At 58.6% G+C, this 14,484-nt stretch carries 12 protein-coding genes; 8 read left to right on the forward strand and 4 right to left on the reverse strand.

What is annotated here, in order from left to right; genetic code table 11:
* Position 1 precedes the first annotated feature (1 nt).
* Positions 2-439: a barstar family protein gene (locus KF691_04130; protein MBX3388624.1), complete on the forward strand. Its 438-nt coding sequence runs from the start codon at positions 2-4 to the stop codon at positions 437-439.
* Positions 440-1,649: 1,210 nt separating this feature from the next.
* Here the strand turns inward: KF691_04130 and KF691_04135 are convergent.
* The 3 genes from KF691_04135 to KF691_04145 all read right to left on the reverse strand — a co-directional run bounded on the left by KF691_04135 (position 1,650) and on the right by KF691_04145 (position 4,970).
* Entirely contained in the window at positions 1,650-2,426 is a 777-nt protein-coding gene (locus KF691_04135; GenBank protein MBX3388625.1) for a glycosyltransferase family 2 protein, read from the reverse strand.
* Entirely contained in the window at positions 2,423-2,842 is a 420-nt protein-coding gene (locus KF691_04140; protein ID MBX3388626.1) for a hypothetical protein, read from the reverse strand. Before KF691_04140 ends, KF691_04135 begins: the two co-directional genes overlap by 4 nt.
* Before the next feature lie 124 nt (positions 2,843-2,966).
* A complete protein-coding gene (locus KF691_04145; GenBank protein ID MBX3388627.1) occupies positions 2,967-4,970 on the reverse strand; it encodes a hypothetical protein in 2,004 nt (667 codons plus the stop codon).
* Positions 4,971-5,206: 236 nt separating this feature from the next.
* Between KF691_04145 and KF691_04150 the strand changes: the two genes are divergently transcribed.
* From KF691_04150 to terL, 4 genes are all read left to right on the forward strand, one after another.
* A complete protein-coding gene (locus tag KF691_04150) occupies positions 5,207-5,725 on the forward strand; it encodes a hypothetical protein (GenBank protein ID MBX3388628.1) in 519 nt (172 codons plus the stop codon).
* 121 nt (positions 5,726-5,846) lie between these two features.
* Positions 5,847-7,283 (forward strand): DNA modification methylase, encoded by a 1,437-nt coding sequence (locus KF691_04155; GenBank protein ID MBX3388629.1) that lies wholly within the window; start codon positions 5,847-5,849, stop codon positions 7,281-7,283.
* Positions 7,280-8,017: a hypothetical protein gene (locus tag KF691_04160; protein ID MBX3388630.1), complete on the forward strand. Its 738-nt coding sequence runs from the start codon at positions 7,280-7,282 to the stop codon at positions 8,015-8,017. The genes KF691_04155 and KF691_04160 overlap by 4 nt, the downstream gene beginning before the upstream one ends.
* A 51-nt stretch (positions 8,018-8,068) precedes the next feature.
* On the forward strand, positions 8,069-9,844 hold the full coding sequence (gene terL / locus KF691_04165; GenBank protein MBX3388631.1) for a phage terminase large subunit: 1,776 nt from the start codon (positions 8,069-8,071) through the stop codon (positions 9,842-9,844).
* A gap of 6 nt (positions 9,845-9,850) precedes the next feature.
* Here terL and KF691_04170 read toward each other — a convergent pair whose 3' ends face one another.
* The gene (locus KF691_04170) at positions 9,851-11,002 is read right to left on the reverse strand and encodes a DUF91 domain-containing protein (GenBank protein MBX3388632.1); all 1,152 of its coding nucleotides are present in this window, start codon (positions 11,000-11,002) and stop codon (positions 9,851-9,853) included.
* Positions 11,003-11,460: 458 nt separating this feature from the next.
* Here KF691_04170 and KF691_04175 point away from each other — a divergent pair, with 458 nt between their 5' ends.
* From KF691_04175 to KF691_04185, 3 genes are all read left to right on the forward strand, one after another.
* Positions 11,461-11,928 (forward strand): winged helix-turn-helix domain-containing protein, encoded by a 468-nt coding sequence (locus KF691_04175; protein MBX3388633.1) that lies wholly within the window; start codon positions 11,461-11,463, stop codon positions 11,926-11,928.
* 111 nt (positions 11,929-12,039) lie between these two features.
* Positions 12,040-13,596, forward strand: coding sequence for a recombinase family protein (locus tag KF691_04180; protein MBX3388634.1), 1,557 nt, complete (start codon positions 12,040-12,042; stop codon positions 13,594-13,596).
* The gene (locus KF691_04185) at positions 13,593-14,483 is read left to right on the forward strand and encodes a ParB/RepB/Spo0J family partition protein (GenBank protein ID MBX3388635.1); all 891 of its coding nucleotides are present in this window, start codon (positions 13,593-13,595) and stop codon (positions 14,481-14,483) included. Before KF691_04180 ends, KF691_04185 begins: the two co-directional genes overlap by 4 nt.
* The last annotated feature ends 1 nt before the right edge of the window (position 14,484 follow it).

Here is a 14,484-nt window from a genome sequence, read left to right on the forward strand (position 1 = left end):
CATGCAATACATTAATTGGAAGGAGATTCACGAGCGCATTCCAGGGACATTTGCTTGCAGTCCGGCAGACCCAAAGGTCGTGACGCAGCATCTTCGCGCCGCTGGATTTCGGTTGGTTAAGACACTCGATTGCGCTGGTGTTCAAAATAGGGACGATCTTTGGAGTCAATGCAGCGATCTCTTTGTATTCCCCAATTATTTTCACATGAACTGGGATTCATTTTCAGATTGTTTGCGTGAATCTGCAATCGCTATTGACCCTAATGCGGCTGCGTTGCTGACAAACTTTGGCCATTTGTCGAGTTGTTTAGAACAGTCTGATATCAGACACTTTGTTTCGATTGTGAATACTATGCATAAAATCGACGCGGGAGCTAGCGGATACGAAGCAGTGCAATGCTTGGTTCTTCTTTTTGGAACAAATTCTGGAATTTCTTAATTTGAGAATACTGCCAAAAGTTGATATGTCGAATCGTCCTAATGAGTGGCGACCGAATGCGGTGAGCTGAGCCCCAAAGTTTCCAGTGACATGATGCGTGATGAGTGGACAACTGATTCCACGAGAAAGAATCTGGATGGAGGCTTCGACACAGCGTCTGCATTTGCAACAGCAGTCACTAGCTTCCGACTTTCGGAAATGCCAATTAACCCGAAGCTGAGATGCATCCCAGGGACGAATTCGAAGCTGCGCCAACGGGAAGGAAACTAGTGGGTATGGCAAGGCTCATGCTTCGCCAAATGCTCTTTCATCCCGTGGGACTGCTTCCTCCGCTGCGTCTCAGGGTGAGGTAGCTCCTGCAGGAACTTGATCGCGCGTGGCCGACTGGACCCCCTTTGTCGCTGGGGCCTGCGAAAAGAGGTGGGGGTTGGAGTGGGTGCGGCGAGGAGGGGCCTCGTCTCCCCCGCATCCTCCTCTTCTCGCTCCCTTTCCGTCAACGCTTCTCCACGATTCCCCTTTCGCTTCAACTTCTCAAACTCCGACGTCTAAATATGTTCGTGCTGCCCCACCGGATTTCCGACTCGCCACGCCGATCCGACGATCGCCGCGGATCACGCAGGGGTCGGGCCGGAGCGAAGCCGGGATGTGTCGCAGAAGGGCGCACCCGGCGTAATCCATCTTCTCGGACCTTGGGACGACCGAGCGGAAGTCGTCAAGTTCAGCTCCGCTCGTATCGCTTGGACACGCCGCCGACGCAGTCGTCAAACATGCGCGAAACTGAAAGCCCGGCATGGGTATGCCGCCTGGGTCAAGGAACGTTGGAAACTAAGGTAGTATCGTCAGGCTCTTCCTTCGGGAGAGATTGAAAAGCGACTTTGGGGAGTTCGCGCGGCGCTCGTTGATGCTTGGGTGGTCGAAAAAAGTGATGGCAGGGCTCATCGCTTTGCACGGGCGTTTGCTGCGTCGGAATTGAGGCGTTCGAGGTGCGAGTCGTATCCCCTCCGCATGACCTCGACTTGGATGTTCGCGAGTTCTTGCAGAGCCGGGTCCTTGGCCACAATTTGTCCGACACGGAGAGTTGGGAGCGCTAGCAGGCTGTTGAAATTCTGATTGTGCCTACTGCGCCGACGCATTGCAGACAACTTTCTGGCCCTCAGACCCGGGTCGCGAGGGTAGATGGCGGTTCGAAATTGCGACTGGTTGGAGTTTTTCAACAGCCTGCTAGGGTGCGTTCAAGGTGCGCTGTACCAGCGCCGTATCGTGTGAAGCGGCGGCGGAAATCTTCCTCTGATTCGATGAAGTGATGGTTGACCGCGGCGCGCTCGGCCCAACCGATAGGGCCGAACCGGCGCAGTCGTACCCCGAGATCGAGGTCTTCGCCGGCTGCAAACGGATAGCTCGTGTCGAAACCGCCGATTGCATGGAACGCTGCCGCGCTGACTATCGCGTTGGCGGTAACGATTGCCTGGGGACCCTGGTCATCGCGAGGCGGATTCAGAATGGCTTCTTCGGTCATGTAGCGGTTGATAGGGCTGTCAATGCCGGATTCGGCAGTTCCAACGACCGGCGCCGCGACGGCAACGGTGGTTCGCGGCATCGTCATGCTGGCTTCAACGAGTTCGGAAAAGAAAGCCGTGTCTCGCCCGCATCCCGTGTCGGTAAAATAGAGCCAGTCGATCGGAGTCACAGTGCGGGCGCGAGCACCCATATTTCGCGCAAATGACGGGCCGCAATTGCCGGGGTAGTCAACGACGATGATCGGATAGCGATCGACCCAGGTTGGCCGATTGGACTCGATGTTGTCATTGACAAGCACGATTTCTGCAGGTCGGGCCCGACACGCCAGGATCGAATCGATTGTGGTCCTCGCCGCGTCCCAGTCTTGGAATGTGGGGATAATCGCTCGGGTATGCTCCAAACAAAGCAGCGGCGGGCGGAGCAGTTGCGAGGCTCTGATCTTGATTGGGATGGTCCAGATCCAACTCATGCCGCACCCCCAATCACCTCAGCAACGCAAGATGTGAGCTGGGCGCAGCGCGCTAATACGGCGGGTGTCAATCGTGCCCTGACGATCGCCGCTACGAGCGCGTTCGGATGTGGAAGTCGGTGGCAATCCAGAAGAGGAATACGGGATTCCCGGCAAAGTGCGTGAAGGTCGACTCCGTGTTGCGTGCGGGTCAGGCCGCGGGCGCACACCACAAGTGCAAGGCCGGAAATATGCAGCTTGGGCAGGAACCGCCACGAAGAGGCATCGGTCTTGCGTGTCGGGCAGTGGACTGCTTTCTGAAGGCCGAGATTCGCTTGGATGTTCTCGATCAACATCGGACGTGGATCACCGCCGACGAGCACGATCTTGAGCCCGGTCAGCGCGCAACGGATTTGTTGTTCTTCGCGTTCGTTCATGTGCAAACTCCTCAGTCATTGGTGTGACCTCCCGGCAAAGCCGGTCGGTCTGACGGGTTCGCGCGACGCCCTCAGGCGGGCAAGAGCGAGGAATTCCTCGCCACGGTCGCATGATCAGTCGTGATCACATTCGTTCGGGGGTTGCAGGCCCGGCGGCCCGCACATGCTCCTTGGTTCGTGCAAGTTCCTTGATCCTCGTGCGCTGCGCACCGTCAGGATCGGGCCGGAATTCCAGCCCAAGAAGATGCGCTTGGCGAATCCACCAGAGCGCGGACATGATTGCTCGCCGAGGCGATACGTCTTCGGGCAATCCGGCATTTCGCCGCATTTGCTGATAGCAGTGATTTGCGGCTTCACGCACTTCGGGCTCGGGATCGATTTCTGCCGCAACGTGTAGAACACGATGCCCTTTGCCTTCCGGATTCACTCCCAACGAGGCGACAGCGCGGATAAGGCAATATCGCCATGCGGGAGAACGTTCGAGCATGTCTTCGTTGGAGCGTGCTCGATTCTCACGCGTTGCGGATTCCCGCTCTGATGGAGACCATCGGTCAACGAGTCGCTCCAAGCAGAAAGAGGCGAGTTCTCCCCTGAGACGATTCAGCGCGGGATCCTGTGCTTGTTCGCGGCTCACATAGGCATGGAAGAGATTGATGGGCCACGCGAAGAGATCAGACCACGGTGACGGTGGAGGCTCGTGATCCGGCTCTCGCCAATATCGAAGGTCGCGGGCGACACCGGGCGTTTGCAAGGACCGCCAGGCCAGAAGCATGGGCTTGAGGCCACGCCAAATGCCGCCAAATTCAAAGAGGAGACTCAGGCAAACTTGCAAGTGATCTTTTTCCCATTCGAACTCTTCCCAAGGGGTACGCTGCTTTTCTTCTACTGGCCCTTCGGCGTCGGCAGGGAGCAAGCGTCCGTGGCCTTGGCATAGATCGCTTGCAGCAAGCGGAGGTAATGGTTTCCCCGTCTTGGCGAATGCCCGTACCACGAGCTCCCTGTCCTCTCCGATCACCGGGCGAGGGCGTGCTTGCACAAGAAGCTTGCGAACACGTGCGATGTCCTCGTTCGCCGCTCGAAGTACGGTTTCACGCACTTCATTCGGCACGGCCTTTGCCGTGTTCGGGTCCGCGCTCAATGTGCAATTGGCGAACCACAACCATGCGTGGCGGGCGGGTGAGACGTCTTCGGGTTTGCGGCCGGAGCAGTGTTGATGCAGCAGGTCGAAATAGGGGCGTGTCGCGGTCGCAAGTGCGTTGCCGCCGTCACGAAAGTATGTTTGATGTCCTGCCACATGAAGAAGCCACGTTTCCAGGAGGTGACGCACGCCGAGCGCCATCGCCCCGGCGTATTCGTCGTTCTTCCAACGCTGGAACACTGGAAAAAATAAGGATGCCGCTCGGGGGCCCAATGCCATGATCCAAGTCAAAAGTGAACGTGGATTGTCCATCCCGCCAAGCTGGAAATCAGGCCTTTCCGGAACACGGAGTTGCATCGGTTCTCGCGGACTTGGTCGCGAACGAGCAACGCCGGCGGCTGCCACCGCGCCCTCGTCAATGACTTTGGTGAGATCGAGTAAAGCGCCGTCGGCGAGGACATTCATCAGCCACACAATGGCCGGTATTTCATGGGACGGTCGTTGCGGCCTTTGCTCGATCAAGCCGCGTGCGTATTCCACGAGCCAGCTGTGGCGTTCTTCTTTGTAGTGAATCGGCCAGCCTGAACGCACCAAGGTGGCTTCAAAGTCGGCTCCCTTCGCGTGCGCGCGATCCTTGCGAAACTCGGCCGCGATTTGCCGCCACTTCTCCAGTTCCGATGGCGTTTGGATCCGGTGTGAATGTTTGTCACGCGAGAATTCACACAAACGCACGAATACCAGCAGTAAACCTCGGTCGCGATCGTGGTCACCCGCCTCTTGTCTTGATCGAGCAACATCCTCAAGATTCTCCCGAGCAGAATTGCTCATGGGTGTCTTGATCGCTTCCGCAACCCCAAAAGTTTGAGTAGCAAGCGGCCCGAGCCAGTGGGAGTCGTCGCCCCATCCGGCATCCGAGAAAATCGAAATCGCTTCCTCGTCCGCTGGAGCGGGGTCTTTGGGTTCGACTGGTTTGATGAAACGGTGTGACATGACTTCCACCTTCCCTCCGAGCGGGAATGAATGCCAGTTGCCTGCTGCGTTTTTACGCGGCAGTGCTGTGCGGGCTGAACGAGTCACGTGCGAGTCGTTCTGGAAATCGGCCCATGGTGAGGCCACAGTCCCTGCACAACGCCCGGAGTATGCACCATAAGATTCGCCAAGTCAAGACGGGTACGGGACAAGAAAAGAACGTCTTCTACAGAAGCAATCGGTTGGGAGGAGAATCCATGGACGGTTCTGCTGCGAATAGCGATCGTGTTTTTGATCTTGGCACGGCTCTTGGGGTTATCGCGGGAGCGGTTGATCGCTTCTACCAGTTCTGCGAAAAAATCGAAAAAGTGACTCGGTCAGTGTGGTCGCGGCTCAACGCTGGAATAGAGGCAGGGTTTGACGTTGTTGCGGGGCCGGTCCGATCGCGAAGATGGTCGGCTGGGAGCCAACCTGCTGAAAGCCGGACCTCTTCCGAAGCGCCGTCACCCAAGCCGAAGGCGAAATCGGAAACTTCTGATCGTGGTTCATCAGGATCGCAATTGTTATCAGAAAAGCAGCTCCAAATCTGGGAATTGCTTCGCGGGAGCGCCTTGCTGGCAAAGGAATTGGCAAAGAAAATGGGTGATGGCAGAAGCTCCGAAAGCGTTCGACGGCTTGTGTACTCGCTTCGCAAGGTACGGCCTGGAATGGTGGGATTTCGCGCCAGGCGGGGTTATTACAGGATCGATCAACCACCACCGGATTTTGCGATCTAATCGCGATTGCCTGTTTACGACGCGTCCCAGCCGTAGCAGGCATCACACCAACGTCACGCCTAGGGAATGGGCTTTGTGACGGCGAGAAGCGATATTTGTGACGAACCAATTGGAGGTCGTCATGAAGCTTCTGCGCTTGTCCATCAACCGTATCAACCCTGCCCCGTACAACCCACGCAAGGCGCTCGCGCCGGGCGATCCAGAGTTTGAGAAACTCCGTCGAAGCATCAGCGAATTCGGCCTCGTCGAGCCGTTGATCTGGAACAAGCGAACGGGCAACCTCGTGGGTGGTCACCAGCGTTTCGCTGTGCTGATGGCCGAGGGGGCCAAGACTGTCGAAGTGTCCGTGGTCGACCTGCCTCTCGAAAAGGAGAAGGCTCTCAACCTCGCGCTCAACAAGATTCAGGGGGAGTGGGATCAGGACAAGCTGGCGGCGCTACTGGATGAACTGACCAAGGAATCGTCGCTCGATCTGGATCTGACCGGTTTTGCGCAAGTCGAGGCCGACGCCATTATCGCCGAGTTTCTCGATCGCCAGAGTTTCAACGGAAATGACTCGGATTTCAAAGTCGACGCCGAGCTTGAACGGATCAGGAAAGTCGGCAAGACCGTGACCAAGCCGGGCGACCTGATCGTGCTCGGCAATGACCCGCGGCTGCAGCATGTACTCCTCTGCGGCGATTGCACGAAACCCGCCGACGTCCAGCGGCTCATGGGAGACGATCGCGCGATCCTGTTCGCGACCGATCCGCCCTATTTGGTCGACTATGACGGCACCAATCATCCCGGGAAGAAGCGAGCTCCGGCGAAGAAGAACAAGGACTGGTCGGGCAGTTACGGTTTGACCTGGGATGATGCGAAGGCCAACGCCGATCTGTACCAGCGGTTCATCGCGACAGCGGTCGAGCATGCGATTGCGACGAACGCCGCATGGTATTGCTGGCACGCTTCTCGCCGCCAGGCGATGTTGGAAGCGGAGTGGAAAGCGGCGGGGGCCTTCGTGCATCAGCAGATCATCTGGGCAAAGAATCGCCCGATTCTGACGCGATCGCACTATGGGTGGCAGCACGAACCATGTTTCTACGGCTGGCTCGAAGGGAAACGGCCTCCTCGTAATAAAGACGCGCCAAACGCGTCGAGCGTCTGGCAGATCGACACGATTGCGCGCGGCGAAGATCGGCCCGATCATCCGACTCCCAAGCCGCTCGAAGTGTTCGAGATCCCGATGCTGCAGCACACCCGCGCTGGCGAGATCTGTTACGAGCCGTTCGCGGGTTCGGGCACGCAGATCATCGCGGCCCAGAAACTCAAGCGGCGCTGCCGTGCCATCGAGATCAGTCCGGTCTACTGCGACCTGATCGTGCGGCGGTTCATCGCCTTTGCCGGTCGGGCCGCTGTCGCGCCGGAGATCGCACGCAAGTATGCGATACCGCAATCGGTCGCGGAAGGATCGCACCCGCGAGGACGCGAAAAGCCCTCGACTGTGCGGGAAGCGGGCAGTCACCAGAGTGACAAGAAGTCGCCTTCGGACCGGTCCTCCGGAAAGGAGGCGGCATGAGCTCTCGATCGGAATCAGGTCCTGAGTCGGATCAGCCGTCGCGATCAACCAACGACGGTTCGGATGGCGAGCAATATTCAGCCATGGAAATCCTCCAGCGGATCAAAGTGCACGACCTCGACCCGAAGACGCTCGGCGCGGCCGAGCGGCGCCTCTGCGTGGTGCACCTGATCGGCGAGGCGTTGTCGAACTCCGAGATGGCCCACCTGCTCAAGTGCAGCGATCGAACCATCGAGCGCGACCGCCGCGAGATTCGGGACTCGCATGCGCTCAAGCCGGACCCCAAGTTCGCGGATCGGATTGCTGGCGATCTGTACGCCGAGGCGGAACAGGCGATCTTCCGCATTCGCAGAGCCACGCGTGATCCAACGGCTACACCGGGGGATCGAATTTCCGCGGAGAAGAGCTGCTTCGACATCCGGTGCCACATGGTTGATCGACTGCAGTCGCTCGGGTACTTGCCGAGCGCCTTGCGGCGAACAGAGGTCTCTCTTCGGGGCGATCCGGATGGTCCGAACAACCTCGACCTCAACCTCGAGATCAACCAGTTGGTCGCGGTGGTGCAGCAGGATCCGAGCCTCATCAGCCTTGTGCCGGATATCGAAAAATTGCAGGCGCTCTCCAGCAACGCGCTGCTCGCCGAGCGCGTCGCGGATGTGAAACAACGGGTGGTCGACAGTTCTTCGTACCAGCAGCCTCTCACGTCAGAACCATCGAGGCCAACCCACTCGTGATGGGCCCAGCAAGGACGAGGGAATCGCGCAACGAATTCACGGAAGGAAGACATGAATACCGCGGAGGCGGACGGGACTGCATCGGCATGGCCCGCTCGCACTGATTTTGGAGTCGCCCAGCTTCGGTTGGTCGCGGCGCGGACCGGCCGCCGCGCGGAAGAACTGCTTTCTCAGCAACGTCGCAGGGTGGCGGAGCACTCTCCAGCCGCCTTCGCGGCAGTCTATCTTCGTCACCACTTCAAGTTCGCGCCGTCCCGGATGCATCGAGAGCTCTTCCAGCTCCTCGACAGTTTGAAAACCAAGCGCGGACAGCGAGCAGCGGTGGCCGCGCCGCGTGGCCATGCGAAGACGACGGTGGTGGGGTTGGCGTATGTCCTTTGGGCCGCGCTGCATCAGGTCGAGCCGATGACCGTGATCGTGTCGGCGTCGAGCGAGCAGGCGATCCAGATGCTCCGGCATATTAAGGACGAGCTACTCAATAACCCGTTGCTCCAGCGGGACTTTCCCGAAGTCTGCGGTCCTTTGGGGACGGCAAAGGGTCCTAAACCGTTTCGGGACAACCAGATCGTCCTCCCCAACAACACGGCGGTGCGGGCGCTGGGCGCGCATCAGCGGATGCGCGGTCTCCGGCAGCGTCAGCATCGGCCCAGCCTCATCATCACGGACGATTTGGAAGACCACTCCCTGGTCCAGACCGCCGAAAGCCGCGCCAAGCTCCGGCAGTGGTTCGACAGCACGCTGCTCAAGCTGGGCAATCCCGAGACGAATGTGGTCGTGGTGGGGACGATCCTGCATCACGACTCGCTGCTTGCATCTCTCGTTGGCCTGCCCGGAAGTCAACCGATCAATGGTTGGCAGCGGCGTCTGTATCAAGCGGTCGAAGAGTGGAGTGTGCACGGCGAACTCTGGGAAACATGGGAGGCGATCTACTCAGGACGAGAGCAATTCCCCCCCGAGCAGCCGGCCACCCACGGGACGACTTCACCCGCGGGCAAGTCGGTCGCTCAGGCTCCTCAGCCTCCGGTAAGCCAACCAAGCGAAATGTCTCCGCTCCCGACTCCAGATAGTCGCTCCGGGCCCGCTGCTGCCGCTCGATACTTTGAGCAAAATCAGAGCGCAATGCTCGAAGGCACACGGGTTCTTTGGCCAGAGCTCGAGGACTATCACTCGCTTATGACGATGCGCGTGCGAGAAGGACGTACGAGCTTTCAATCCGAGAAGCAGAACCAGCCCGTTGATCCGGAGCAGTGCATCTTCCGCGAGGAAAACATTCGTTACTGGGACAAGGAGTTTCCGACGGCGGCGGATCTGTACGAGCGCTTCAAGGGCAAGTGCCGAATCGCGGGCGCGTGCGATCCCAGTGTGGGAAGCCGGAGCGGACGCGGGGACTACTCGGCCGTCATCACGCTTCTTCGGCCAACCAACAGCCAGTTGATCTATGTCCTTGATGCCTCGCTGGAAATCTGCACGCCGGATCGCACGATCGCGAGAATCATCGATCGCGCCAAGCTGTACCGGTACGGGTACTTCCATGTGGAAGCGAACGGCTTCCAGCAGTTGCTCGTGGAACAACTCAAAGCCCGCGCAAGAGAGTCGGGTACGTCGCTCCCGGTGACGTCAGTGACAAATAGCACGGACAAGCGCGCCAGGATCATGGCGCTCGAGCCGCTGATCAGTCAGGGCCATTTGATGTTTTCGAGGAGGCAGCTGCTGCTGATCGAGCAGTTGCGGCAGTTCCCGCTGGGGGCTCATGATGACGGCCCAGACGCGCTCGAAATGGCGGTGCGGGCGGTCCGGACATCTGCACCATTTGTATACGTGGGCTAGCGAGCTCTACTTGGCACCGGCGGAACGAGTTGTCTCGTCGGGCGCGAAGACGTCAAGCAACTGCCGTACCAAGTCCGGTTGCTTGATCTGGCACGCAGTGTTGCGATGGGCAAGCTGGGGCAAGACTCCATCGGTTCGGTCGCGTGTCGAGCGCCATTCCACCCCTACACACCAATCGCAGATTTCGAGATTGTCGAGTGTCTTTGGATTCGGCTTGGCATGGAGCGGCAGCTCGATGAGCTTCCGTTGCATGCTCGGCACTACGAAATCCTTTTGCGGAACCGCTTCCGCGGTAATCCGGCCGTAACCGACATAGCCGCTGCCGCTGGCGTACGCGAAAACGTGTTCGCCAACCGGCAGCCGTCGAATGGCCCCGATCCAGCGAGGTCCACCCCCGGCGCTGAGGTATCCGTACTTCTTGCAGTCATCCCACGAGCGGCCGGCGTTCTCGAAATGATCGCCGACGTTGACGAACCAATATCCGGTCGGCTCGCCCGCCGCACGAAGCGATTCGCGCCGGGTGATCGACTTCGCTCGCACTTTGATCTGGTACTGCTCGGCCGACGGCAACGGCAGACACTGCTCGATGTTGACAACGATGCGGCCATCGAGCTCGTGCGGGCGCATTCGCACGCAACGAATGTCGAGATCGCGTTCATTGAGCCAGAGAGCTGTGGTGGTGATTTCCTGAGAAAAGTCCTTGGAGACAAGCACGATCCGGACGTCGTTACCGAACCGTTCTTCGTCGGGCTGGTCCCAACCGAGAAAATCGAGGATGGCAGCTTCGGCATCCGAGGCATTCCCGCCGTGCTTGGCAAGGTGCCGCCCGTGGATATCCACGAGCTGCTCGAACGTCATCTGCGAAACCATCGCGGCGTACCGAAGCGACTGGAGCTCCATGTGGCCACCGTCGTCGTTGCGCTTGAGTTCGACCACGACGAGGTTGGCATCCTTGTCGATACAAAGGATGTCGGTGCGCCGCTTGCTGCCATCCCATTCATCGAACTCCTGCGTGATCACCATTGTGCCGGGTGCAACAAGGTCGATTGATTTGAGCAGCATTTGTTGGAGATGCTCGCGCTCACGGATTCCCTGCTCGGCGAAGGTTGTTTCGCTCACCGGGACCAACTCGTCGTTTTTGATCTGATAAAGCGCCATGCGATATCCCCATGCCCTCTCTCGGAAGCGGCAGGAGCGAGCGAGGCGGATTGATTGGCGCGAAAAAAGAGGGCGCCGAACCAAGCCTGCTCACAGGGCCCCCGCCAGGGGGCGCATAGCACAGCACTCGGCCGACGCCCCCTTGCGGGGGCGCGGTCCGATGTGCTGCCATGCGGATACAAGGGCCGGAAGCCCAGGCTGGCGGTTTCCTGTGAGACAGCATCGAACGCTCACGCGTCGTCAGGATGTCGGCACGCTCGAATCGGTGAGCGGACCGTGGAGGGCAGATTCTCCTTACCAAGGTGGAATTACGTCGGACCACACGTCCGCACGAATCCCGCCGAGTTCCAGTCTATAGGAGGGCGGTCACCAACGCAGAGTCAAGGGGGTTTGGGCTTCCCGTTAGGACGTCGTCGTCGTCCCACACCAGCCTGTTCTGGCCATTCTCAGAGGTTGGCATGAGCACCGCCCAAACCGAACGGATTCTCAAGATCGCCGCTGCATTGCGTGCCAGTGTTGTCGTGGTGCTTGCTCATGTCGACGAGCTGAGCGACCTCATCGACCAGCTTCCTACGCCTCCACCACCCCCTCGCGCCGTCGTCATTGAAGACCGCGACATGGTTTTTCGCTTGGATCGATCTACTTATACGGTCCGCTGGAATCAGCGGTCCTGCTTTCTCGGCTACACCATGGGGTTCCGCGTCCTGGAACGGTTGTCCCGACGGCCGAATGAGTACGTCTCCACAGATCGACTGTTGGACGAGCTTTGGGCCGCGACCCGAACCGCTTCCACGGTTCGGAGCACTGTGTGTGGTCTTCGTTCCAAGCTCCGCGACGCGCGTATGGCCGACCTCGCCGACATGATCGACGGCAGAAACCCCCATCACTATGGACTCATACTGCAAAGAGAGCTGGTCGTTCGTTGAACAGAAATTCAACAGCGGTTGGATCGCTGTTGAACAGGTGATCCGGACGAGAGCGGTACGGTCATCGGCTGATTGGACGTACACGACATCCATTGAATTGTGGAGCCGCCGATGACACTGATTGCGAACAGCGAGCCCGACCGGCCAAGAGTGAGGGCAGCGCAATACGTCCGGATGTCGACGGAGCACCAGCAATACTCCACCGAAAACCAGCGCGATGCGATCGCCGACTACGCCAAGTCGCGCGGGTACGAGATCGTGAAAACCTATGCAGATGATGGGAAGAGCGGGCTTCGCATCGAGGGGCGCGAGTCGCTTCGTCAGATGCTTGACGATGTCCAGAATGGTCGGGCTGAGTACAAAGCGATACTCGTCTACGACGTCAGCCGTTGGGGCCGATTCCAAGACTCCGACGAAAGCGCGTACTACGAGTACGCCTGTAAACGAATGGGCATCCATGTCGAGTATTGCATGGAGCAATTCGCAAACGACGGCAGCCCCGTGTCAACCATCATCAAGGGGGTCAAGCGTGCGATGGCGGGTGAGTACAGCAGGGAGCTCTCGAACAAGGTCTTCAAAGGCCAGTGCAGGCTCATCCAGCTCGGCTATCGGCAGGGTGGGCCGGCCGGATATGGACTTCGTCGGATGTTGCTTGATGTGACGGGCGCGTCCAAGGGATTGCTCAAGCGCGGAGAGCAGAAAAGTCTTCAGACCGACCGAGTCAAATTGGTGCCCGGACCCGAGGACGAAATCGACGTTGTCCGTTCGATCTACGAGCAGTTCGTGAAGCACAACAAGACCGAACGGATGATCGCGGACGCTCTCAACACTGCCGGCATCGCGTCGGGGTGCGAGCGCCTATGGACCCGGAGCATGGTTCACCAGATTCTGGCCAACGAAAAGTACATCGGAAACAACGTCTACAACCGCATGTCCTTCAAGCTCAAGAAAAAGAGGGTTGCAAATCCGCCGGATATGTGGGTACGTTGCGATGGCGCGTTCCAAGGCATCATCGATGCCGAGTTGTTTTTCATGGCGCGCGGCATCATCCAGGAGCGCAATCGACATTTCACAAACGATGAGATGCTTGCTCGCTTGAGGACGTTGCTCGCCGTCCACCCCGAACTCACCGGCGCCTTGATTGATGAAACCGACGGAATGCCGTCAAGTTCTGTCTACCGCAGCCGCTTTGGAAGTCTCATCAACGCCTACCGCTTGGCTGGCTATGTCCCGGAGCGGAACTTTGAATACCTCGAGATCAATCGGCATCTCAACCAAACACATCCGCGGCTCCTCGGGGACATGATTCAGGACCTGCAGACGATGGGCGCGACGGTGCAGAAAGATGAGACGTCGGACGTTTTCGTCATCAACGGACTTTACAGCGCGTCGCTCTATCTTGCGCGCTGTAGGACCACCCCCAACGGATCGTTCCGGTGGCGATTTCGCGTTCCGCAAGAACAAGTTACAGACATCCACATCGTGGCTCGAATGGACTCGGACAACGAACAGCCCACCGACTACTACTTGCTCCCCGCCATGGACTTGGAGATGCCCGAGCTTCGGCTTGCGGAATTCAACGGTGCATCGATCGACACGTTTCGGTTTGAATCCCTCGAATTCTTCTTTGGGATGGCCAAGATCATTCAGATCGAGGGTGCCGCGTGATCGACCATCGAGACATAAACGTCGTACGTATCCCGATTGATCAGATCACGATCATGAATCCTCGCGAGCGGGGAAAGGTGAAGTTCAGGCAGATCGTGACCAACATTTCGAGCCTTGGTCTCAAGAAGCCGATCACTGTGGTCCAACGGGGATCACGCGATGGCAAGTCTCTTTATGAGTTAGTTTGCGGTCAGGGGCGGCTTGAGGCATGCCGGCAACTCGGCGATACCACGGTGCCGGCGCTCGTAATCGATGCATCTCGGGAGGACTTGTTACTCATGAGTCTTGCCGAGAATCTCGCCCGTCGACGTCAGACCTCGGTCGAGATGCTCCGGGAAATTGGGAATCTGAAGGAACGCGGGTACAGCATCGCCGAGATTGCCCAAAAGACTGACCTGAATCAGTCGTATGTGAAGGGAATCCTCCGTCTGTTGAAGCAGGGCGAGACTCGGCTGATCGAAGCAGTGGAGGGCGGCCAGATCCCCATCAACATTGCCGTCACGATCGCGACATCGGAAGATCAGGAGGTCCAACGAGCGCTCGCGGAGGCTTATGAATCAAAGAGTCTCCGGGGGAAGCAACTGCTGAAAGCACGCCGGCTAATCGAGGTGCGGCGTGTTGTCGGCAAGTCGATGAGGTACGCAGGCCGAAAGAATCCCAAGAAACTGCTGAATAGCGACACGCTCATGCAGGCGTACAAGCGGGAGAGTGCCAAGCAGCGGTTGCTCGTGCACAAGGCAAAAGTCTGCGAAACCCGCCTCCTCTTCGTTGCAAGCGCTCTCAAACAACTCTTCGCAGACCGGGAATTTGTGGCGATTCTCCAGTCGGCGAAGTTAGTGACATTGCCGCAGTTCCTCGCGGATCAGATCGGTCGGAACGGAGGTTGAC

The organism is Phycisphaeraceae bacterium (assembly GCA_019636555.1).
GTDB lineage: Bacteria > Planctomycetota > Phycisphaerae > Phycisphaerales > UBA1924 > JAFEBO01.